General features: G+C 69.7%; 19 protein-coding genes. 12 read left to right on the top strand and 7 right to left on the bottom strand.

Going from position 1 to position 22852, the window contains the following annotated elements; translation table 11 throughout:
* Positions 1-54 precede the first annotated feature (54 nt).
* The 6 genes from IH50_RS0113025 (at position 55) to IH50_RS0113005 (ending at position 5466) form a co-directional block, all read left to right on the top strand.
* Entirely contained in the window at positions 55-1290 is a 1236-nt protein-coding gene (locus IH50_RS0113025) for a mucin-2 (RefSeq protein ID WP_234328142.1), read from the top strand.
* A gap of 32 nt (positions 1291-1322) precedes the next feature.
* Entirely contained in the window at positions 1323-1919 is a 597-nt protein-coding gene (locus IH50_RS39650) for a hypothetical protein (protein ID WP_078913957.1), read from the top strand.
* A gap of 570 nt (positions 1920-2489) precedes the next feature.
* On the top strand, positions 2490-2843 hold the full coding sequence (locus tag IH50_RS0113020) for a hypothetical protein (protein WP_030860691.1): 354 nt from the start codon (positions 2490-2492) through the stop codon (positions 2841-2843).
* Positions 2843-4339, top strand: a complete 1497-nt coding sequence (locus IH50_RS0113015) for a C2 family cysteine protease (RefSeq protein WP_030860689.1) — start codon at positions 2843-2845, stop codon at positions 4337-4339. The genes IH50_RS0113020 and IH50_RS0113015 overlap by 1 nt, the downstream gene beginning before the upstream one ends.
* A complete protein-coding gene (locus IH50_RS37635; RefSeq protein ID WP_030860686.1) occupies positions 4329-4700 on the top strand; it encodes a hypothetical protein in 372 nt (123 codons plus the stop codon). Before IH50_RS0113015 ends, IH50_RS37635 begins: the two co-directional genes overlap by 11 nt.
* Positions 4693-5466, top strand: a complete 774-nt coding sequence (locus tag IH50_RS0113005; protein WP_030860684.1) for a hypothetical protein — start codon at positions 4693-4695, stop codon at positions 5464-5466. The genes IH50_RS37635 and IH50_RS0113005 overlap by 8 nt, the downstream gene beginning before the upstream one ends.
* Positions 5467-5493: 27 nt before the next feature.
* On the opposite strand, the gene IH50_RS0113000 is transcribed toward IH50_RS0113005, so the two are convergent.
* Positions 5494-5754, bottom strand: coding sequence for a hypothetical protein (locus tag IH50_RS0113000; RefSeq protein ID WP_030860683.1), 261 nt, complete (start codon positions 5752-5754; stop codon positions 5494-5496).
* 214 nt (positions 5755-5968) lie between these two features.
* Here IH50_RS0113000 and IH50_RS0112995 point away from each other — a divergent pair, with 214 nt between their 5' ends.
* Positions 5969-6229 carry a WXG100 family type VII secretion target gene (locus IH50_RS0112995; protein ID WP_030860681.1) on the top strand — a complete coding sequence of 87 codons (261 nt, stop codon included), beginning with the start codon at positions 5969-5971 and terminating at the stop codon, positions 6227-6229.
* A gap of 87 nt (positions 6230-6316) precedes the next feature.
* Here IH50_RS0112995 and IH50_RS0112990 read toward each other — a convergent pair whose 3' ends face one another.
* Positions 6317-6619, bottom strand: a complete 303-nt coding sequence (locus IH50_RS0112990; protein WP_030860680.1) for a hypothetical protein — start codon at positions 6617-6619, stop codon at positions 6317-6319.
* A gap of 72 nt (positions 6620-6691) precedes the next feature.
* On the opposite strand from IH50_RS0112990, the gene IH50_RS0112985 reads away from it, so the two are divergent.
* From IH50_RS0112985 to IH50_RS0112975, 3 genes are read left to right on the top strand one after another with little or no spacing between them, the layout of a single operon-like run.
* On the top strand, positions 6692-6961 hold the full coding sequence (locus tag IH50_RS0112985; protein ID WP_030860679.1) for an SAV_915 family protein: 270 nt from the start codon (positions 6692-6694) through the stop codon (positions 6959-6961).
* A 10-nt stretch (positions 6962-6971) separates the two neighbouring features.
* On the top strand, positions 6972-8432 hold the full coding sequence (locus tag IH50_RS0112980; protein WP_030860678.1) for a hypothetical protein: 1461 nt from the start codon (positions 6972-6974) through the stop codon (positions 8430-8432).
* A gap of 12 nt (positions 8433-8444) precedes the next feature.
* Positions 8445-9065, top strand: coding sequence for a DUF3592 domain-containing protein (locus IH50_RS0112975; RefSeq protein WP_158801200.1), 621 nt, complete (start codon positions 8445-8447; stop codon positions 9063-9065).
* Positions 9066-9136: 71 nt separating this feature from the next.
* Here IH50_RS0112975 and IH50_RS0112970 read toward each other — a convergent pair whose 3' ends face one another.
* The 4 genes from IH50_RS0112970 to IH50_RS0112955 all read right to left on the bottom strand — a co-directional run bounded on the left by IH50_RS0112970 (position 9137) and on the right by IH50_RS0112955 (position 19223).
* A complete protein-coding gene (locus IH50_RS0112970) occupies positions 9137-13615 on the bottom strand; it encodes an FtsK/SpoIIIE domain-containing protein (RefSeq protein WP_030860676.1) in 4479 nt (1492 codons plus the stop codon).
* Between the two features lie 120 nt (positions 13616-13735).
* Complete coding sequence (locus tag IH50_RS0112965; protein WP_030860674.1) at positions 13736-16123, bottom strand: protein kinase domain-containing protein; 2388 nt, start codon at positions 16121-16123, stop codon at positions 13736-13738.
* Between the two features lie 119 nt (positions 16124-16242).
* Positions 16243-18300 (bottom strand): serine/threonine-protein kinase, encoded by a 2058-nt coding sequence (locus IH50_RS0112960; protein ID WP_030860672.1) that lies wholly within the window; start codon positions 18298-18300, stop codon positions 16243-16245.
* Positions 18301-18374: 74 nt separating this feature from the next.
* Positions 18375-19223 (bottom strand): menaquinone biosynthetic enzyme MqnA/MqnD family protein, encoded by an 849-nt coding sequence (locus IH50_RS0112955; RefSeq protein ID WP_030860670.1) that lies wholly within the window; start codon positions 19221-19223, stop codon positions 18375-18377.
* 316 nt (positions 19224-19539) lie between these two features.
* Here IH50_RS0112955 and IH50_RS0112950 point away from each other — a divergent pair, with 316 nt between their 5' ends.
* Positions 19540-19743, top strand: a complete 204-nt coding sequence (locus tag IH50_RS0112950) for a cold-shock protein (protein ID WP_003992177.1) — start codon at positions 19540-19542, stop codon at positions 19741-19743.
* Positions 19744-20184: 441 nt separating this feature from the next.
* Positions 20185-20841 (top strand): class I SAM-dependent DNA methyltransferase, encoded by a 657-nt coding sequence (locus IH50_RS0112945; RefSeq protein ID WP_030860668.1) that lies wholly within the window; start codon positions 20185-20187, stop codon positions 20839-20841.
* Between the two features lies 1 nt (position 20842).
* Here IH50_RS0112945 and IH50_RS0112940 read toward each other — a convergent pair whose 3' ends face one another.
* Positions 20843-22762 carry an AMP-dependent synthetase/ligase gene (locus tag IH50_RS0112940; RefSeq protein ID WP_030860666.1) on the bottom strand — a complete coding sequence of 640 codons (1920 nt, stop codon included), beginning with the start codon at positions 22760-22762 and terminating at the stop codon, positions 20843-20845.
* Between the last annotated feature and the right edge of the window lie 90 nt (positions 22763-22852).

Raw genomic sequence — 22852 nt, 5'->3', positions numbered from 1 at the left:
CTGTACGCATCTCACACTTGATCACGGGGAAATATGAGTAACAGTTCCATACGCATGGCGAATCCCGAGGACATGGAACACCTGGCCAAGCTCCTCGACGGCAGAGGCAAATTGCGGGACAAGTTGGACGAGGCCTTTACCCGGGCAGCCCGTCTCGGTGTGACGGGACAACTGAGCCCTCTCAAGCCCATGCAGAGCTGGACTGATGACACGGCGGTCGACCTCCGTCGGCGTGCGGCCATTCTTCGGGCCGAGAAGGGCGATCCGAAGGCAGCAGCGCTGTACGCCGGTTTCACTCCTGAAGAATTGAAGGGCGTGAACCTCCCGCCTGACGCCATGCTGATCGCGAACGCCTCCGTCGCGAACGGCAACAAGTTCGACACCCAGTGGCTGGAACGACAGAAAGGTGAAACGCTCCAGGACTGGATTGACCGAATCAAGAGTGATGCCGTCGCCAAGGTCACGAACAACGAAAACCTCGGAGAGGTGGTCGGAGACTACATCAACCTGACCGCACTCGCCTCCACAGTTCCAGGCGCCTTCAAGATGGCAGCAGTGGGAACAACTCATCTGATCAAGTACTTCAAGAGCCTTAAGACGCCCGGTCGTGTCGACTTCTTGAAGGCACCCGGCACTACGCTCGCTCAACTATTGAAGGGGCAGTCGACCTCCCGCTTCATTCCCGCGCGCATCCGTTCCCTGGCTGCGAGCATCGGGGCACGCACTCCTGCACCGATCCTTGACGCACTGACCGGGAAGGACAGCTTCGCTGCCCTTTCGGGAAGGCAGTGGGCGTGGGAGGCGAACCTTCTCAAGGTCGGCAAGAACGCCGGCTCTCTGAGCAGGGCGACCGGAGCAAGTCGGCTGAGTGCCTTCGCCTCCGGAACCGGTACTGCGCTGCGGACAGGCGGCTTCTGGCGTGTGGCTGGTATTGGTGGCAGTGCCGTTTCCACGGTGGTCGGTGCCGTCGACCTCATGCAGGAAGGGAACCCTGTCGAGGCTTTCAAGCGGGACAAGGCCGGGTACGTGGCCAAGGCTTCCGGCGTAGCCTTCAACGCCACCTTGACCATGGCCATGGTCGCGCCCACCCCGCTCACGATAGGCGCGGCGGTGGTCACGGGTGCCGTCTACGGTGTCGCAAGCATCATCGACAACCGGGAGGCCATCAAGGAGTTCCCGGGCAAGGTCGCCGACGCCGGAGCCTGGGCAGGCAAAAAAATCAGTGAGGGAGCTGGAAAACTTGCTGATGGCGCGAAGGCGCTGGGCAGTGCACTGAACCCCTTTGATTAATAATCCACAGCGCGCAAAGGCCAGGACCAAAAATGTCTCAATTCTCGTTCGATCTTCAACGGTACACGAACACCGCCACTTCCCGGGAGCAGACCCGTGTGACCTTTTGGCGTGGCACCGTGGGGCAATTGGGTTCCGTTGAACTGGTAGTACCCGCTTTGGAAATCGTAGCCGTGTCCGAACCAAGGGAGATGATCGGCGCCATGGTGACCGGCGACAGCATTCCGATGTCTTCATTCAAAGGAATTCGATACGGTGGACGACCTCGCTTGGCCGAAGGGAAGTTGAGCGTGGCCGGGCAGCACGCGTCCTTTACACGGAAAGCTTTGCGGATGAGCAGAAGCGGCCGGGCTTTGAAGATCTGGGCCGTGGGGCGGGAGTACCGATATCGAGAGGAAGGGAACCGGCGACATCACGTGTTGGAACGCCCGGAGTCCCGTATCGCCATGACCCGTTCCAGCACAGTGAACCCGGAGAGAATTTCCGGAGTGGCCTATGGGGCTGTGGACTCCGTGGACATCAGTGTCGCCATCCTTTTCGAAGGCGTGTACACACGCAACCTGTCGTTTCGCGGTGCAGTGATATCGACCCCAGGAAGATTCCTGGACGGGTTGTCCACGCTTTCTTGATGCTGGTCAGGGCGTAGTCATCCGTTCAAGCCGCGGCCAGTCTTCTTCGACTTCGTCCAAAATTTCCACTACTCCAGATCACCGGACACCGCCGAAGTTCGTGTGGACAAAACTTCCAGGCAGACGGCAAGGCTGATTGCGAGGACGCCCGCCGCACCCAGGCAGGTTCCGGACAACGTCTGCGGTTTGTTCTCACTGAAACTTCTCATGCGTACGCCTGCGCCCGACCGGGCCGTTGCATGGCTGCGCTTGCCGCCGCCCAGGTCTTCGGCCGGTTCGACCGCACCCCTCGGGGTCACCACACGGACAACTCACACAGCGAAAAGCCGACATAGGGGAAAATGGCGCGCTATCGCCGTGCTTCTCGAATCGGTCGCCAGGTCACAGTAAAGCAAAGGCGATGAAGTGCCGTCGGGTGCCGATGGCCTATGTGGTTGGCCTGCGTCAGCCGGGGCGGTTCCGCTCCGCAACCGTGCAACGGAAGCGACTCTCGTATGCTTCAGCGGCGATCCCGTGCAGCAACTCACGTGAAATCGCCGGAAATGTCAGCGAACGGGGAGGACGTCGGCCGTGGGGCCTGCAGATGCGGACAGTGGTGCCGAGTTGAAAAAGCGGGCCGAGCGGTTGCGGGAGTGCGCACGTGAGGCGCGGACGCTGGCGCGCAGCCTGGGGCCGTATCTCGACGGCGTGGTGAAGAAGGCCACCCCGCGCGCCGGCTCCCGTGCGGGGGACGGTGCGGACGCGATCTGGCAGGGGCCCTTCGCCGACGACTGCACCGCACAATTGCAGCAGCGGCAGCGCACCCTCAACGGCATGGGCGGCGCCCTTCTGGCCGATGCCACCCGGTGGGAGAACCAGGCCGACGAACTGGACCGGCAGGCCAGGGAGAAGGACAAGGCCACGGCCGGGACGGGCGGCAACTGATGGGCTTCCGGGGATTCGACGCCGCCAAGCTCACCGCACTCGCGGGTGACCTCGACACCCTCGCCGGCAATGCGGGGAAGCTGCACAGCCGGCTGGCCGCCGTCCTCACCTCCGCCCAGCAGAACCTGCCGCCGGGACAGAGCGCCTCCCACGACCCCGAACTGCGGGCTCTCGTCGGTGACGTCGTTCCCATACCGTCGTTCTTCGGCGGGCGCCGCCGGCTTCCCGGTTCCCTGACCGGCGAACTCGGTGACATGCAGGCGTCGATGAAGCGCCGGATCAGGCAGCTGGAAGGCGTGCGGGAGCTGGTGCGCAAGGGCTACCCCGTGGCCGACGGGAGCGTGTTCCTCGACGAGAAGGCCCCGGACGCCAAGAAGATCGACGAGGCTCTGCGCAACCTGCGGGCCCTGGACGGCAAGGACTTCGGTACCAACGGCAACCGCGACGACCTGGAGAAGGTCTCGGGCGAGCTCGACGGGCTGACGGCCGCCGAGATCGACGCCCTCATGTCCAAGGCGTCCCCGAAGGACCTCGCCTTCTACAACGAGCTCATCACCGACACCGGTGATTCCGGCTGGAACCCGTTCGACGAGAACGGTCTGCCCGAGGGCAGGCGCCGGGACACACTCAGCCTGATGCTGTCGAAGATCAGTCCGGAGAACGTGCCCAAGTTCCAGGCGGCCTTCCCCGGGATGCAGCCGACGTTCACCAACACCGGCGCGTACGAGCAGGGCGGCAACAACCAGAACGGGCAGACCAACAGCGGCATTCACTGGGCGCCGCCCGGCGACCCGCTGTTCGTGAACGGCGTCTCGTCCGAGGACGTCAACCAGAACCAGTTCGGTGACTGCTGGTACGTCGCCTCACTGGCCGGCCTGGCGCAGAAGAACCCCCGGTTCGTCCAGGAGGGCATCAAGGAGAACCCGAACGGCACGGTCAGCGTCCGCGTCTGGGACAAGGAGGGCAACTACCACTGGGTCACCATGACCGCCGACCTGCCCACCGACCAGAACGGGAACCCGATCAGCACCTACGGCAGAGGCGAGTCCTGGCCCGCGTACTACGAGAAGGCCTTCGCGATGGTCTACTCGGAGGACGGCGACGACGAGCGCGGCTACGGCGGCATCGAGGGCGACGACCCGAAGAGGGCCGCCCCCTACCTCACCGGCCAGGAGGGCGAGGACCTGACGACGGGCGGCTTCCTCGGCATCGGCGAGGACGAGGACAAGAACCTGGACTCCCTGAAGAAGGCGTTCGAGTCGGGGCAGGTCGTCACCGTCTCCACGCCGGCCGACGAGAGCCTGGACAAGAACCACCCCAAGGAATGGGGCAGCACGTACCACAGCAATCACGCCTACTACGTCCGCGGCTTCACCGACGACGGCAAGGTCGTTCTCGGCAATCCCTGGGGCACCTCCGGCTATCCGCCGATCACCGTGACGCAGGAGCAGTTCAACAAGTACTTCCAGGCACCGGAGGCGTTCGATGTCCCGTGACGACGCCCGCGACACCCGGCAGGTGAGTGGAGTGACGACCGACCGTCCGCAGGTGAAGTACCCGTTCGAGTTCGACGGCCGCTGGGTGCTCCGCTACCACATTCCGTACACCGTGGAACATGAGGGCTGTACGCACCGGATCGTGGCAACAATCTTCGCCCAGCCGTCGGTGCACGGCCGGATCCAGGTCAACCGCGACGGACGGCTCATCGCCGAGTACGACGAGCTGGTCCCCGGAAGCGTGGTGGAGATCACCGGGGACGTCTGGCGGGTGACGGAGGTCGCCTACCGGACCCGCGTCGTCCTGGAACGCGTCCTTGAACAGACAAAGGAGGAAGCCGGTGCACAGGCCGGTGAGTAGGTACCGCATCGCAGGCTCCGCGCTGGCCGTGCTCACGCTGGCCGGTTGCGGGGCGTCGTCCGGCGGGGGCGGTGAGGAGCCCACGGCGGCCCCCGCGACCACACAGGCGGCCGCCAAGGACAAGGGGCCGGTGTGCGTCGGCGAGGCACCGCGGGACGGGGTGCACGTCCTGCGCGGTGGCGGCTTCCGGCTGCCGGGCGGTGGAGGCGTGCAGTACGCCGAGGCGGAGGCCGACGGCACGACACGCAAGGCGACCCTGCGTGAGGGTGACCGGTACAAGTCCGGCCAGCGCCAGTGGACGGTCGGGCCCGGTGGGCAGGTGACCGTCTCCGGCCACACCTACACCGTCCGGCAGATCTGTTCCTACCGCGTCGTACTCGAGCCGAAGGCCGCCGCGGACAAGGCCTCGCTCTCCGCGGCGCCCAAGTCCATGGAGGCAGTCGGCGGGGCCGCGGACGCTCCTTTGTGCTTCACGACCAATCCTGACGTCCTGGCCGCCGCCGCGGCCGGTTTCCCGGCCGAGGGGAAGGAACTGTCCCTCGTCGGCAACGGCGGGGTCCAGCGTTTCCCCACGGGGCTGTCCCTCACCGTCTCGTACCTCGACACCGACACGGGAACGGCCGGGATCGCCGCGAACTGCGCGGCGATCCCGGTCGCGGCGTACGAGAACGTACGAGTCGGCGATCCGGTGGAGTTCGCAGGGGTGCTGTTCGAGGTCTCACAGCTCACCGAACAGGTGGTACGGCTCACACGGACGAGTGCGTAGCGGGCCGGCCGGCACCTTTGCCTCTACTTACTTCTTATTGTCCTGGAGGTCCTTGGCGTCCTGCGTGCACCGCTGTGCTTCGTCGCGCAGGGCCTTGGCGACGGTGCCGCACTTCGTCTGCCAGGTCTTGAGCTTGCCCCGTACGTCGTCCGCGTTGGGACCCGCCCAGGACTTCATGCCGGTCGTGCTGTGGTTCTTGGCGGTGTCGACGAGCGAGTCGATGTGGTCGGCGAGCGAACGCAGCTGACCAGCCCGCTGGTTGAGTTCCTGAATGTCAGGATTTGCCATGGCAGCCTCCCCCTCTGTCTCGACGGTCAGGATACGGTCGCATCTCCTGGAGCCCCGTTCGACCCTCACCCGTCGGTCCGTGCCGGGCGAACACGCGTCGTTCACGGTATGGCCCCAACCCCTGTGTGCCGGGCAGGAACTGATCGTGGTGCGATAGCGTCCACTGTTGCAAACGGATAGTCCGCTTGTTCCTGATGACACGGGGAGGATCACCATGGATCGCGGTGCAGATCTCGCACGGCTCCGGGAGTTGTCGAAGCTCTACGCTCGCAAGGCTCATGACCTTCAGCTCCTGATCAAGGACCTTCAGACGGCCACGGCAGACAGCACCAGCTACTGGAAGGGCCCGAAGGCCGACCGGTTCCGGGACGACTGGCGCGATGTGAAGCCGACGTTCGACAAGTGGGTCGACACGCTGAACGACGCCAGCAAGTCCGCGAACACCAGCGCCGACAACATCGAGCGCGCCACCTGATTCCAGGGCGGATCACACGGAGTGCACAGCCGCTCGGGGCGCCGGGATCACACCCCTCAGGGGCGATCCCGGCGCCCCGGCGGCGTCTCAGGCGCTCGATCCGTACGAGCGGGCCTGCGCCGCCGGCACCTTCTCGGGCTCGTCCCGGATGGCCGCGTCGATGACCGGCAGCAACCTGCCCACCTGTTCGCCCAGCCTCCGGTGACGCCCTTCCAGCTCTCGGTGCCAGGCCCGGGCGTTCTTCCCCACCCAGACCTTGTCGCCTCCGATGTCCTCGGCCGGCCCCTTGAGGGCCCTCTTGAGGTTCTCCACCTCCTTGGCCAGGTCACCGCGCAGCTTCCGCAGGTCTGCCTTCCTGGGATTGGGAACGGTGGATTCGAATTCCGCCATTAAGTATTACCTTCAGGCTTTCATATCGCGCTCGGAATTGCCCCTTCTCTCAGCGCCTCATAATCTAAGCCAATGGCCTCCGAATACCTTGTCCTGCCCACGATGAGTGACCCCCCTCCCGACGACGGCGCGTTCGAGGTGACTCTCGTACCGGTCGCCGGTGCCGATGGCCGGGAGCGGCTCGTCGCACTCGCGTTCACGTCGGTATCCCTGCTGGTCGAGGCGATGGGAGAGCGACAGCCCTGGGTCGTCCTCCCCTCCGGCGAGGTCGAGGGGGCGTTGAGAGGCTCGGGGGCCCTGAGCGTACTGATCGATCCCCGACTCGCCACGGGCGCGGAATAGGAATTCTCCGGTGGTCGATCCGAATTTCTCCGGAATCAATCCGGACAATCTACTGAGGACCATCAAGAACCTGGAATCCGGCAGCAAGGCGCTGCACGGTGCGAAAACCTCTTACCTCGCCAGGTTTCACAGGTTCGGCCTGGACACGGCCCATCTGACGGAGATCGGGAAGATCGCCCGCTGGGTCGACGACGAACTCCCCATGCTGCGCCGGAGGCAGGCTCTGGCAGCGGCGATGGAGACGGATCCCGGGAAGCACAAGGGCGGGGCCATGGTCCGGTTGCGTGAGCCGGTCCTGACCATCGGCGCGGCGAGGGAGAAGGGGGAGAGACTCGCCGGGGAGACCGACGAAGCCGCCGGCCTCGGACCTGGCGCGGCCGGTGCGGAATTCCACCGGATCGCACAGGAGTTGGCCGCGCGCCAGGGGGACCCTGACTTCACCTCGGCGTTCTACGCCGCGCTCGATCCCGCCTTGCTGAAATTCCTGCCGGTGACCGTCGCCGCGACCAGGACACCGACGGCGGAGAACGACGCGAAAGTGTTCGGCTCCGCCTTCACCACGGCAGTCAACGCCGACACTCCTGCCCCGGGCTTCGCCAAGGCGGTCGCCCTGTTCCACGGCGACATCGGCGAGGACGAGCCGACCGCCGTGTTCAACAGGGCACTCATGCAGGGGGACGATCCCGACCTCTGGGCCATCGCGTGGCGGCACACGCAGGCTGCTGTGAAGAAGCTCGGCGATCCCGCGGACACGTGGTCCGACACGGCCGGGCTGCTGGCCTCCGTCATGGGCATGCAGGCGAAGTACGCCGGGCACTTCTGGGAACGGTCGCAGAAGTTCTCCGACGAAGCGAGCCGGCTGTACCAGCAGCGCATCAACAGCATGTCGCCGGAAGACCGGAGGAAGTTCAAGAAGGACACCCGGCGAGCGGCCAGGAACGCCAGGCAGTCCGCTCGAGAGGCGGAACGCATCCTCGCCAAGTACGGCATGGGATCCTTCTCCCGCTTGCTGGAGGCTTCCGTCGCGGACGGTGGCAGCTGGCTGATCGGCAAGGTTCCTGGCCTCAGAGCACCCAGCTCGGCAACGCTCTTCGGACGTGCACTCCACACAGGGGGCAAGCTGCCGCTGGTGGGCACGGTTCTCACCCTCGGCGCCATCGGATGGGACATCGGTCACGGCGAGGAGAAGGACGTCGCCGTCGCGGCCAACGTCGGGGGGATGGCTGCGGGCACAGGTATGACCTGGGGGACGATGGCGGTGGTGGCAGCGGCGGGGGGTCCCGTCGGGTGGGGCATCGCAGGCGGAGTCGTGCTGGGTTTCGGTGTCGGTTACGGAATCTCGTACGCGCTCAAGGAAGAGACCGGAAGAAGAGCCGTCAATGCGGTCACAGGCGCGGTGAAGGACGCGGGCGAAGCGATCGGTGACACCGCGTCCGGCCTCAAGAAGACGGTGAGCGGGTGGTTCTCATGAGGCGGAGCAGTGATGGCTAGGAAGAAGAGACCCAGACGCCGCAACGACCAGTACCGGTTGCCGCAGCGTGTCGCCGCGGCACAGCGGTATGCCGCCGGAGTCGCCGAGGACAAGCCGCGTCCGGAGCCTCCTCAGCGACGGCTCATCGCCGTTGCTCTCGGCATGTTCCTGCTGTGCCTCGGGATGGCGCTCTTCTTCTGGATTCCGGCACGCTCCCTCGTGCACGACCTGCGTGCCAACGGAGTCACCGTCCCGGCGACGGTAACCGGATCGGACAGCAAGCCCAAGTACGTGAAAGTGAGGTACATCCAGGGCGAGAACTCCGGGAAGGAGGTCAAGCTCTCCGAGTACGCCGGAATGCTCCCCGATCTCCATGCCGACGATGCACTGCTGGTCACGTATGACCCTGAAGACCCGTCCCGTGTCCTTTCACGCAGTTGGGTGATCTCCCCTCCCCTCAACCTGCCGGCGTACGGCACCTCCGCCCTGGCCCTGTTCACCTTCGGCTTGACCCTCGCAGTCGTGGTCCGTCGCCGCTGGATTCTGCGCACCCCCTGGCCCGATCATCCCCTTCATGGCTCAAGTGATGGCCGGAATCCCGGCTCCACGGCCGTCCGCCTCACCAAGCCTTAGCCACGTCACCGAACAAACGCTGGGGGCCCCAGCCACACCGGCTGGGGCCCCCAGCTCCCTCGTATGAACCCTCAGCCGTTCATCACCGCCTGAACCGGCATGAACGACCCTCCGGTCACGAACAGGCCGCTTCCCGCTGGGCCGCCGCCGCTGTTGGAGGGGAGGCGGATGCCGAAGAGTTCGCCCTCCGATGGGCTCTGGGGTGTCAGGAGCAGGCCGTTGCGGGACTTGCGGGCCTCTACCGCGAAGCCGCGGTACTGGCCCGAGAGGCTGTCGGTGGAGCCGGCCGCGATGAGGCCGATACCGCCGTCGGCGCCCTTGCGGACGACCGTTTCCAGGGCCTCGTCGAGACGGGTGTCGTAGAGGAGTTCCGCGTCGTCGACGACCACGACGTAGGAGCCGCCGGACGCCTTGTCCACCAGCTCGTCCAGGTCGTCCTCCCTGCTGTCCGCGTTCAGCAGGCCCAGGACGCCGTCCCTGCCTTCCAGCTCGCGCAGCGGCGAGCGGCGTGGGGCGACCAGGACCACCGGTGTGCCGGAGCGCAGCAGTGTCTCCGTGGCGGCCACCAGGAGTGTGGAGCGGCCGGACTTCGGCGGGCCCGCGATGACGAAGCCCGGGCCGTTCTCCTCCAGGTCGACACCGACGGGCTGGAGTTCGTCGCCGCCGACGCCGATCAGCGCCCAGAGCGGGGACGGCGGGGCGAAGTCCGGATCGAGGGCGAGCGCCTCGGACACCGTGATGCGGGACGGCAGCGCGTCCACCCGCATGGGGCGGCGGCCGGCCGGGATCCGGCCGTGGCGGGCTGCCGACTCCTCCGCGATCTCACGCAACGCCCGCACCTGCGCCTGGCCGGCGGGGTCGTCCGTGAGCAGGCCGATCTGGGTCTCGTCGACGCCCGTGTCGGTGATGCGCAACGCCCGTCCCGGGGGCATGTTCTTCGGGACCTCACGAGCCTGCAGCCCTGCCGTGGAGTAGTCGTTCGGGTCGGCGAAGCGCAGCACCAGGCGGTCGGCGAAGGCGGACGAGACATGGCCGCTCAGGCCGCTGCGGTCGGCGGTCATGACGACCTTGAGGCCCACCGCGGAACCCTCACGGAAGATGCGCTGGGCCGCCTCGATCAGCTGGCCGTAGTTGTAGCTCTCGAAGGTGGAGGCGAAGCCCTCCCAGCCGTCCAGCAGGAGCACCATCCAGGGGAGGCGGTCCTCGGGGGCGGCGGTCGCCCGCTGTTCGGCGGCGCTGGACGCGCCTTCCATGGCGAGCAGTTGCTGCCGCCGGGCGATCTCCGCCAGCAGGCGCTCGATGAGGCGCCGGACGCGGTCCGGCTCGTCACGCGTCACCACGGCACCCACGTGCGGCAGCCGCATCAGCGGCAGCAGCGCGTTCGAGCCGCAGTCGATGCCGTACAGGTGCACGTCGTGCGGGGAGGTGGTGCGGGCCAGCGAGCCGGCCAGCGTCCGCAGGGCGGTCGAGCGGCCGGAGCGGGCACCGCCGAGCAGCATGGTGTGCTCGCCGTGCACCAGGTCCAGCGACAGCGGCGTACGGGACTGCTTGGCCGGCAGGTCGATCAGGCCGTACGGGATCGGGGCCACGTCCGTTGCCTCGCTCGTGGCGGGTTCCTCGCCGTACGCGGTGAGTTCGTCCAGGGTGACCTGCTCGGACAGGGGCGGCAGCCAAGGGCTGCGCTGTTCGCCGAAGCCCATGCGCGCGGCACCGTCCCGCACCGCGTCGACGAGGACGGCGAGGTCGGTGACCATGGTGCCGTCGTCCTCGGCCTCGGCCCGCTTGGGCAGCGGGCGGCCGTACGCGTTCCAGGGCAGCGGCAGCAGCGTCGCCTTCGGGCCCGTCCCACCCGTGGCGGGGCGTCGCCCACCGATGCGGGCCGACTGCACCCCGACCAGGGACTGCGCACCGGAGCGCACGTACATGCGGCCCGGCGTGGACTTGGCGATGGCGCCCGAGTCCGGGGCCTCGATGACGTCGATGGACTCGGAGGCGTCCGTCACCCGCAGCGCGATCCGCAGGTTGGTGTTGGCACGGATGTCCGCGCTGACGACACCGGCGGGCCGCTGCGTGGCCAGGACCAGGTGCACGCCGAGCGAGCGGCCGCGGCGGGCGATGTCGACCAGGCCCGCGATGAAGTCGGGGAGTTCGGCGACCAGCGAGGCGAACTCGTCGATCACCAGGACCAGTCGGGGCATTGGCTCCAGCTCGGGGCGGAGCTTGCGGGTGTCGTTGTAGTCCTCGATGTCCTTGGCGGCGGCGTCGAAGAGGATCTTCTCCCGGCGGTGCAGTTCGGCGGCGAGGGAGGCGAGGGCACGCTCGGTGAGGTGGGCGTCGAGGTCGCTGACCATGCCGACCGTGTGCGGCAGCCGGGCACAGTCCATGAACGCGCTGCCGCCCTTGTAGTCGATGAGCACGTAGTTGAGGGCGTCGGGGCGGTTGGCGACGGCCAGCGAGGTGATGATGGTCTGCAGGAGCTCCGACTTACCGGCACCCGTGGTTCCCGCGACCAGCGCGTGCGGTCCGTCCCGCCGGATGTCCAGGACGAAGGGTCCGTCCGCGGCGATGCCGACGGGGGCCGCCGTGGTGGAACCGCCCGCCCGCCAGATCCGTTCGACGTCCACCCCGGTCGGGTCCGGCATGCCCAGCAGGGTCAGCAGCCTCGCCGACGTCGGCAGGGCACTGCCCGCGTCGTCCCGGCTGACGTCCCGGACGGGGGCGAGGGAGCGGGCGAGCAGCTCGCACCACTCCGGCGTGACCTGGTCGGCCAGGACGTCCCCCGCGGCCTCCAGTCCGTGGCCGCGTACCCGGACATGGTGGGCGGCGTCGGGGGACCAGGCGACGACGGCCTTGCACTCCTCCGGCAGCAGGCGCTCGTCCTCGTCGACGCACAGGGCGAGGATGCCGTACTGGGGGCCTTCGGCGAGCAGTTGCGGCACGCCGGGCACGCGGCGCAGCAGGCGGGCCCCGTCGAGGATCAGCAGGACGCTGGGGTCCGGGTACAGCTGGCCCGTCATGTTGTTCTGCTCACGGGCCGCCTTGCGCCGGGCGAGCTCGTTGAGGAGTTCGTTGACGCGGCGGGTGATCCCCTCGGAGTCGAAGCCGACCAGGGCGACGCAGTCCTGCCCCTGGTCGGGGCTGGTGTGGGGCAGCCAGTGCGCCCAGTGCCAGTCGGCGCCGGCGTTCGGGGTGGACGTGAGCGTCACGAGGGAGAGGTCCCGGGGGCTGTGCAGCACCGCCGCCTGGACGCCGAGCCAGCGGGCGGTGGCCAGCGCACGGGCCCGGTCCCCGGCGATGCCGACGACCCCGAGCTCGGTGAAGGGGAGGGTGACGGGAACGTCCGGGAGGACGGGGGGCTCGGGGCGCTCCTCGTCGTACAGGGAGCCGCCGCGCCCCAGGACGAGTTCGACGTCGGACGGAAGGCTGCCGGAGCCGACCCTCAGCCGCAGGGCGTCCGGGTCGGTGAGCCGGCGTTCCCACAGCCGGCGGCGCGGTCCCGTGGCGAACAGCAGGACTTCGGCCGGATCGGGGCTGTCCACGCGGCGGGCCCGCTGCTCCTCTTTTCCGAGGGCGGCGAGTTCCGCCTCGTGAGCGGCGAGATCCTTCTTGTACTGCTTGACGGAGGTCTTGTGCTGCTTCTTGCCCTCCCGGTTCTCGCTGATCCACTGGGCGATCATCATCAGCGGGCTCATCAGGCAGAAGAGCAGCATGTAGATCTGCTTGGTGAGGAAGTACATGCCGATGCCGAACAGCATGGGCATGAACGCCATGATGAACTGGAAGCGCGCCCGGTCCCCCTTGGTGGGCGGTACCGGCACCACCAGCCGCCGCCGGGGTCGCAGCGGGGACAGGCGGGGCGGCCGGTTGTAGGCGAGTCCGCCCTCGCTCATCGGGGACAGGTGGGCGTCCGGCTCGGTCACGCGGTCGAGTACGAGCAGTGAGTCACCGACCCGGACGACGCCGCCGAGCGGCCACGCAGCGCCTGCCGTCACCGCTTCGTCGTCGAGCAGGACTTCGGCGCCGCCCTCGGGGACGAGCGTGATGTCACCCTTCATGTCGATGGTGATCCTGAGGGCGACCGCCGGCAGCGACGTGTCCGTCAGGGGCAGCGAACACGTGGGGGCGGCACCGACCGTGGCCGCTCCGATCCCCAGCCGGACCACGCGTCCGGAAGCGGGCCCGCCGGCCACCCTCAGTTCGTACGGTCCGACCGGCTCGCCCTTGCGCAGCAGCGGGCCCACCGAGGCGTCGACCGAGACCCTCATGCCGTCCTGGAGGACGGCCGTGGCCGGCGCGGAGGGATCGCAGCGCTCGCCGTCGGCCCACAGAAGCGGTGCGCCGGCGGTCACCGCACCATGGCCGTACGGGAGCGCCTGTGACGTGCCGGACAGGGGAATCACGTTGCCGGACACACTCGCCGGGCGGCCGGGCCCGCCGAGAGCGGTCGCCAGTGCCTCCGCGACGTCGCCCGCCGTGGCGGTGTCGTCCGTGGTGACGACGACGTCCTGCGGCTCACCGCCCTCCCGTACGACCGTGACCAGCATCTGCATGGTGGTTCATCCTCCCCGTCGGCCCCTGCGGCCGCATTCGTTGCTTCGCCTGACGGAGACCGGTGGCGGTCGGTCCCCTGTCCCCTGTACGTCCGAAGGCCGTGTCCTGATATCCGGGTGTCAGACGGCGGGCAGAGCGTAGATCTCCGGGCCGTGGGTGACCAGCAGGCGGTTGCCGGAGAGGGTCACCTGCCACGGTTCGCCGTTGTCCTTGGTGTCGTCGTAGACCCAGCGGACCTTGCCGGTCCGGGCCTCCAGTGCGACGACGCCGCCGCCGGACAGGCCGCCGGTCGCCCCGTACAGGGAGGAGCCGGCGCGCAGGAACGTCTCCGGTCCGTCGGCTTCCAGGTCGTCGCAGAGCCAGGTCCGCTTGCCCGTCTTGACGTCCACCGCCCAGACGCCGTCGTCGTGGTCGCTGACGTACAGCACGCCGTCGATCACCGAGGGGTTGCGGAAGGCCCGGCGGCCGTTGGAGGACAGGGTCCAGCGGGTGTCGCCCGTGTCGGCGTCGAGGGCCGTGAGCTCGTCGCCCGGCAGGAAGACGAGACCGCCCGCGACCGTGGGCTGCCAGGTCCAGTCCTCACCGATCTTCCTGGTCCACAGCTGCGCACCCGTGGCGGTGTCCCGCACCGTGAGGTTGTGGTGGGAGTCGGCGTACACCAGGTGCTTGCCGGAGACACTGCCCTGGACGTCGTAATCCTTGGTGCCCCAGTCCCGTCTCTGCAGCCACGTCTTCCTGCCGGTGGTGTGGCTGACGGCGGCCACGGCCGTGCGGTATTCCGTGGCGCTCCTGGACTCGCCGAAGTCCTCGGCCGTGACGTAGACGTTCTTGTCGTCGACGGCGATGGCGGAATCGACCGACAGGGACTCGCCCAGCCGGCTTCGCCAGACCTCCTCGCCGGTCTTCACGTCGAGGGCGACGAGCACTCCGTCGTAGCCGCCGTCGGCCAGGAACACCTTGCCGTCGTGGAAGAGAAGGGGCTCTCCCGGGCGGCACGCCTCCTTCTTCGACCAACGGGCCTTGCCCGTCTTCACGTCGTACGCCACGAGCGGGTCGCCGCTGATCAGCAGGAGGCCGTCGTGCGTGAGCAGCGGTACGAGGGAGGTGGTGCTGTCCTCCGCCACCGACGTGTGCCACAGGGGCTGGGGCGCGACGCCGGGGGGCGGCGTGGTGAACCGTTCCCCGGCCGGTTCGGCCGAGCCGCCCCGGCCCGCCTCGTCCGTCGTGGAAGGGGAGTCGCCTCCGTCCTGCGTGAGCCACCAGGCCACTCCGCCTCCGGCCACGGCGACACCGGCGGCGGCGCCGAGCGCCAGGCCGAGTGCGCGGCGGCGGGACCGGGCGGTGCCGGTGCCCGGCTCGCCGAGCCGCACCGTGCCGGGCAGGGAGGTACCCGGAGCGCCTCCGTGAGCGGGAGCGCCGTGACCCGGTGCGGGCGCACCGCCGTATCCGGGGGTCGGCGTGCCACCGTATCCGGGGGTCGGCGCGTCGCCGTACCCAGGGGTCGGCGTGCCGCCGGGGTGACTGCCGTACGCCTGGGCCGGGTTGCTCGCGCCGGGCCCCGCCGTCATGGTCGGCGCCGGGCCGAAGGACGCCACGGCCGGGGCCGATTCCGGGGCGTCGAGGTCGAGTATTCCCGCGGCGTGCGTCGCGATCGTCGACGCCACCGCCGACGGCAGCCAGTCGGTCAGGACGGGCCCGACTCCCTGCGGGGCCAGGGACGTCACGATCTGCGCCGGCGCGGGACGCTGCGCCGGGTCCTTCATCAGGCAGGCGCGGACCAGGCCCAGCAGCGACTGCGGTACGCCGGTGAGGTCGGGCTCGCCGTGCACGATCTGGTAGAGCAGCGCGGCGTGCGAGGAGGCGCCGTCCCCGTAGGCCCCCCGGCCGGTCGCCGCGAAGGCGAGCACCGCGCCCAGCGAGAAGACGTCGCCCGCCGTGCCGACGTCCTTGCCCTGAGCCTGCTCGGGGGACATGTAGCCGGGCGATCCGACCACGACTCCGGTCTGTGTCATACGGCTTCCGTCGACCGCCCGTGCGATGCCGAAGTCGATGACACGGGGGCCGTCGGCGGCCAGCAGGACGTTGGACGGCTTGAGGTCGCGGTGGATCAGACCCGCCGCGTGCACCTCCTGCAGCGCCGCGGCGAGGCCCACGGCCAGGGCGCGGACCGTGCGCTCCGGCAGCGCGCCGTGCGCGGCGACCACGTCCGTGAGGTCGGGGCCGAGCACGTACGACGTCGCCAGCCAGGGAAGTGACGCGTCCGGGTCGGCGTCCACGACCGGCGCGGTGTAACGGCCGGACACCGCCTTGGCGATCTCCACCTCGTGCCGGAAGCGCTCCCGGAAGCCGGCGTCCGCCGCGAGGTCCGGGCGCACCACCTTCACGGCGACGGTACGGCCACCGGGCGAACGCGCCAGGTACACCCGCCCCATGCCGCCGGCGCCCAGTCTTCGCAGCAGGCGGTAACTGCCCAGCTCGCGAGGGTCGTCCGGCTGCAGAGTCTCCATGGTGGCCTTCCCCGTCATGATGCCCGTGCGGCATGTGCTGCGCCTGGTGTCGTTCGCCGACGCAGACACATTAGTGAGTGCCGGGAGACGGACAGCGACCGGGCGGAGCCGGAGGGCACTTACTTGATCTTCGACAACCGGGCTTTCGGTGACCCCGACTCCTTGCTGTCCGACTCGTAGACGAGGTCGTCGCCGACCGGGGTGAGGCGGACCGTGTGCTCGGCCTGGTTGCAGACGTCGCGGTTGGACTTCGCGCCGACGGAGACCGTGACGAGCTGCTTCTTTGTGACCTGTTTCAGGGTGAGGACGTCGTCGCAGACGCCGCCGAAGATGTCCGTGTGGCGGAGGGTGCCCACCTGTTCGCCGATCTCCGCCTGTTCGAGGGTGACGCGGAACGTGCCGAGCGGAATGGCGATGCTGTCGCGGGAGTTGGCCTGGCCCTCCCAGGTGCCCAGGTAGGTGGTGGGGACGGTGACGGGGGAGGCCGGCTCTTCGGTCCGGCCCCCGCCGTCGGACTGTGTGGCGCCGTCCCCGGAGCCGCCAGGCAGCAGGTCGAGTACGAAGACGGAGCCGACGGTCACCGCGGCCAGCGCGCCCGCCACCGCGAGGGCGACCGTGCAGCTGACGCGCCGGCCCCGGCCGCTGCGGTCGGGGGAGGAGGTGGCCGCGAAGGAGACGGAGAGTTTCCCGGGGCCACCCCGGGCATCCCGGTCATCCGGGCCGCCCCGGCCGTCCCGGTCCACCGGCTGGGTGGGCGGGTGCGGGGTCGCGGAGGCGTGGGACGGTGCGTCGCGTGGCTCGGGAACGGCGGCCACGCCCGGCCCCTGTGTCACCGGCATCACGGGCGGCGGGCCGAAGCCCCCGGACACCGCGCCGGCCGACGGGGAACCCCCCTCGGACGGATCACCGAGGCCCCCGGCCGACACGGAGCCACCCGCACCCGGATCACCGAAGTCCCTGGCCGGTACGGAGCCACCCCCCGACGCCCCACCGAGGCCCCCGGCCGACACGGAACCCCCCGCACCCGGATCACCGAAGCCCCCGGCCGACACGGAACCACCCGACGACGCCCCACCGAAGCCCTCGGCTGACAGATCCCCGCCCGCCGACGCACCGCCGAAACCGCCGGCCACCACCGCCCCGCCCGCCGACGCACCACCGAAACCCCCGCCCGACGGATCCCCACCCGCCGGCTCCGCTCCGGCCCCCTCCCCCACCGACGGCCTGCTGAACCCCACCGGCCCCGACGCTCCCTCCCCCGTCGTCTCCAGGTTCAGGAGTCGTACCGCGGCCCGGCTCACCTGCTCCACCAGGGCTCCCGGCAGCCAGCCGGCCGTCATCAGGCGGGCCGCGCCGCCCTCGGGGGCCAGGCGGCGGGCCAGTTCGGCGGGGGCGGGGCGGGCGGACGGGTCCTTGTCGAGGCACGCCTCGACGAGCTCGCGCAGCTCGCCGTCCAGTCCGTCCGCCCCGTCCGTCCCGTCCAGCTCGGGCGGCTCGTGCACGACCTTGTACAGCAGCGCCGCCGAGGAGTCGCCGGGGAAGGGCGGGCTGCCCGTCGCCGCGTACGCCAGGACCGCGCCGAGGGAGAAGACGTCCGCCGCGCCGGTCACGCCCTTGCCGAGGATCTGCTCGGGGGACATGTAGCCGGGGGAGCCGATGGACACGCCCGTCGACGTCAGGGACGCCGTGCCGTCCGTGGCGCGGGCGATGCCGAAGTCGATCAGGAGGGGGCCGTCGAGGGTGAGGAGGACGTTGGACGGCTTCACGTCCCTGTGCACCAGGTTCAGCGCGTGGACGGCGGTCAGCGCCTCGGCGAGGCCCGCGCCCAGCGCCCGTACGGTGGGCGCGGGCAGCGGGCCGGTGTCGGTGACCGCGGCGGCGAGGGAGGGGCCGGCCGCGTAGGCGGTGGCGACCCAGGGGATCCGGGCGCCGGGGTCGGCGTCCAGGACGGGGGCCGTCCAGGCGCCGCCGACCCGGCGGGCGGCGTCCACCTCGCGCCGGAACCGGGCGCGGAACTCGTCGTCCAGCGCGAAGTGGGGGTGCACGATCTTCACCGCGACCGTGCGGCCCCCCGCGCTGCGGCCCAGGTAGACGCGGCCCATGCCGCCGGAGCCGAGCCGGCCGAGCAGCCGGTAGGGGCCCACGGCCGTGGGCTCGTCCGCTTCGAGCGGCCGCATGGCGTCCACCCCTCCCCCGTCATGCCCGTACGCCGGAACCTTCCAGCAGGGTAGTGGGCGGGCCGCCCGTGGCCTCAGGGCCGGAGCAGATCGACCTTCACGTCGGCCGGGAACCCGGTCGTCGGTCCGACCCTGCGGGCGAACTCGGCGACCGCCTCCAGCTGCGGGGCGCCGAAGCTGAAGTCGAGGGTGGTGAAGTACTGCGCCAGGGTCGCCTCGTCGAAGGCCTCCCAGCGGGCCGCCTGCTCGGCGACCTTGTCGACCTCCTCCAGGGAGAGGTTGCGGGAGGCGAGGAAGGCCTCGTGCACCTTGCGGGTGATGAGCGGTTCGCGCTCCAGGTAGTCGCGGCGCACGGCCCACACCGCGAAGACGAACGGCAGGCCCGTCCACTGCTTCCACAGGGCGCCCAGGTCGTGCACGTCGAGGCCGTAGCGGGGGCCGTCGAGCATGTTGGCGCGCAGGGCCGCGTCGCCGATGAGGACGGCGGCCTCGGCCTCCTGCATCATCAGGCTCAGGTCGGGCGGGCAGGTGTAGTAGTCCGGCTGGACGCCGTACCGCTCGGCGAGGAGGAGCTGGGCGAGGCGTACGGAGGTGCGGGAGGTCGACCCGAGGGCGACCCGTGCTCCGTCCAGCCGGTCCAGGGGGACCTGCGAGGCGATCACGCAGGACATGACGTCGCCGTCGCAGCCGACGGCGATGTCCGGGAAGGCGACGAGCTGGTCCGCGTGCTTGAGGAACTCGACGAGGGTGACGGGCCCGATGTCGAGGTCGCCCTGCACCAGCTTCTCGCTGAGCTTCTCCGGGGTGTCCTTCGTCAGCTCGAAGTCGAGGAGCGTGCCCGTTCTCGCGAGCCCCCAGTACAGGGGCAGGCAGTTCAGGAACTGGATGTGGCCGACGCGCGGCCGGGTGCGAGGATTGTCCACATCGTGAGGCTAGTCCTCGTCCCCGGCGGGCGGACCCTCGCCCCCTCACTCCCTCGGTCGCCCACATGTTCGATCGAACGCCCACGACGGACGGAGTGTTCAAACATTCGGGTGACGTGATCTTGACCTCTATTGCATTCGGGAGTCTGCGTGCTAGGCTCGTCGCAAGTTGCAGTTTGGTTTCCCTTGCAGTACAGAGCCTGCGGAGCATGTGACCGCGGGCTCTCGTCGTTCTCAGACGGATGCACTTGTGCGGAATAGTCTTCACACTTGCTGGTTCTGGAGCAGGGCAACCCTTTGGGCCCAAGGAGGGCTTATGGCTACCGGAACCGTGAAGTGGTTCAACGCCGAAAAGGGCTTTGGTTTCATCGCCCAGGAAGGCGGCGGCCCCGACGTCTTCGTCCACTACTCCGCGATCAACGCGAGCGGCTTCCGCTCCCTCGAGGAGAACCAGCAGGTGTCCTTCGACGTCACGCAGGGTCCGAAGGGCCCGCAGGCGGAGAACGTCACCCCGGTCTGATCCTCACCGATCCGGGAACGACTAGCAGTACCCAAGGAGCCCCGCGCCGTCAGGCGACGGGGCTCCTGCCTTTTCCCTCCCGCCCCCGATCCCGCCACCGAAATACCTCGGTGAATATCCGGGGAATTCCTCTCATACGCGCCGCATGATCAGTACGAATTTCGTACCGGCCTCCCCTGCCTCGTATGCGCGCCTCGTGCGCATACGGCACATCCCCGCGATACGTCATGCGGTCCCCGGAATGCGCGGCTCGAAGGCGCGTACGGTCCCGGTTCCCGCCCCACCGCGCAGACGTCGCGCCGCGCAGACGCCCCACCGCGCAGACGTCGCGCCGTGCGTCCGGCACGTGCCCGCCCGGCCGCGAGGAGCGCGAGGAGCGCGAGGCCGGTTCCGCCCCCATGCCCCCGGAGCCGTCGGTGGAGGCGAGTAGGGTCACCGCCCATGACCGCCACCGACGCCGATCACACCCTCGCCACCCGCACCTTCTACGACGCCGTCGCCGAGGACTACGCCGCCCTGTTCCGCGACTCCCTCTCCGTCATGCCCCTGGACCGGGCGGTGATGGCCGGCTTCGCCGGACTGGTCGGCGAGGGCGGCCGGGTGGCCGACCTGGGGTGCGGTCCCGGCCGGGTGACCGCGCATCTCGCCTCCCTCGGACTCTCCGTCTTCGGCCTCGACCTGTCGGAGGGGATGCTCGCGATCGCCCGCCGCGAGAACCCCGGCCTGCGCTTCGAGCAGGGCTCGATGCGGAACCTGGACCTCCCCGACGGTGCCCTCGCCGGCGCCGTCTCCTGGTACTCCACCATCCACACCCCGCAGGACGAGCTGCCCGCCGTCTACGCCGAGTTCCGCCGGGTCCTGGCACCCGGGGGCCACCTGCTGCTCGCGTTCCAGTGCGGCGACGCACCCCGCCGCCACGAGCGTCCCTGGGGCCACCCGGTCACCCTCGACTTCCGGCGCATGCGCCCGGAACACGTCGTCGCGCTCCTGGAGGCGGCCGGCTTCACCCTCGTCCAGCAGACGGTGCGCATCGCCGACACGGACCAGGGCGAGTCGACGCCCCAGGCGTTCCTGATCGCCCGCGCGGCGACGGGGTGACCTACCCCGCGTACAGCCCCTCCACCTCCGCCGCGAAGTCCCGCAGGATCTCCTCGCGCCGCAGCTTCATCGACGGGGTCAGGTGGCCGGCCTCCTCCGTGAAGTCCACCGGGAGGACGGTGAAGCGGCGGATCGACTCCGGGCGGGAGAGCATCTTGTTGGCCTCGTCGATCGCGCGCTGGAGGATCGCGTACAGCTCCTCGTCGTCGAGGACGAGCTCCGGCGGGACCGGGTGCTTGCCGTTCATGCGGCGCCAGTGGGTGAGGCCGGCGGGATCGAGGGTGATCAGGGCGGAGACGTAGGGGCGGTTGTCTCCGACCACCATGACCTGGGAGATCAGCGGGTGCGAGCGGAGCCAGTTCTCCAGCGGGGCCGGGGCGACGCTCTTGCCACCGGCGGTGATGATCAGCTCCTTCTTGCGGCCCGTGATGGTCAGATAGCCCTCGTCGTCCAGTTCGCCGAGGTCGCCGGTGTGCAGCCAGCCGTCGGGGGCGGCGGGGACGATTCCGCCCGCCTGGGAGTCCCAGTAGCCGCGCAGCACGTGCTCGCCGCCGACCAGGATCTCGCCGTCCGCCGCTATGCGGATCCGCGTCCCCGGCAGCGGCCAGCCCACCGTGCCCAGCCGGGGCTTCATCGGGGGCGTCACCGTCGAGGCGCCGGTGGTCTCCGTCAGGCCGTAACCCTCGAAGATCTCGATGCCGGCACCGGCGTAGAACGCGGCGAGGCCGGGGCCGAGCGGGGAGCCGCCGCAGATGGCGTAACGCACCTTGCCGCCCATGGCGTTGCGGATCTTGCGGTAGACCAGCGGGTCGTAGAAGGCGCGGGCCGTCTTCAGGGAGCGGGACGGGCCGGCGCCCGCCCCCGTCTTGCGGGCCTCGGCGGCCTCGCCGTAGCGGCGGGCCACCGACTCCGCGCGGTCGAAGGACGAGAGCCGTCCGCCCGCCTCCGCCTTCGCCCGGGCGGTGTTGAAGACCTTCTCCAGCATGTACGGGATGGCCAGCAGGCAGGTGGGCCGGAAGCTCGCCAGGTCGGACAGCAGGTCCTCGGCGGCCAGGCTCGGCGCGTGGCCGAGGCGCACCCGGGCGCGCACACAGGCGACGGCGACCATCCGGCCGAAGATGTGGGACATCGGCAGGAAGAGCAGGACGGAGGCCTCTTCGCCGGTCCGGGCCTTGAAGACGGGGTAGAGCAGCTCGATGGCGTTGTCCACCTCGGCGAAGAAGTTGCCGTGGGTGAGGGCGCAGCCCTTGGGGCGGCCGGTGGTGCCGGAGGTGTAGACGAGGGTGGCGAGGGTGTCGGGGCCCAGGACGCCGCGGCGCACCTCCACCTCCTGGTCGGGTACGTGCGCGCCGGCTTCCGCGAGCGCGTCGACGTGGCCCTTCTCCATGACCCACACCCGCCGCAGGTCGGGGAGGTGCGCGAGCTCGGGGCCGAGGGCGGCGGCCTGGCCGGCGGTCTCCGTGACCAGGGCGACCGCGCCGGAGTCGTGCAGGATCCAGCGGGTCTGGAAGACGGAGGAGGTGGGGTAGACGGGGACGGTGACCAGCCCGGCGGCCCAGGCGGCGAAGTCGAGCAGCGTCCACTCGTAGCGGGTGCGGGCCATGACGGCGATCCGGGCGCCCGGCGTCAGACCCTCGGCGATCAGTCCCTTCGCGACGGCCAGGACCTCGGCGGCGAACTCCCGCGCCGTCACGTCCCGCCAGCCGCCGTCGGCCGTCTTCCGGCTGAGCACCACCTCGTCCGGCGCCGTGCTCGCGTTCTCGAACGGCAGGTCGGCGAGCGACCCGTGCCGCACCTGCCGGGCGAACGGCGGTACGGACACTTCCCGTACGACGCCGTCCAGCCGCCGGATCTCCGGCTCGACCAGGACGGGTGCTCCGTAGACGTCGTCGTCGAGAGCGGAGGAGTAGGTGGTGGACACGGGGCGGCTCCTGGGACGTGCAGGGGAACTGCGTGCTGCCACGACATACGTGCCTCGCACGCCGAGGCGCTCACCGGTGGCCGCGGGAGA

Origin of the sequence: Streptomyces sp. NRRL S-37 (assembly GCF_000721605.1) — a bacterium.
In the GTDB taxonomy this organism is placed as follows: domain Bacteria; phylum Actinomycetota; class Actinomycetes; order Streptomycetales; family Streptomycetaceae; genus Streptomyces.
The sequence above is the reverse complement of the archived record's forward strand: the minus strand, read 5'-3'. Positions and strand labels throughout refer to the sequence as shown.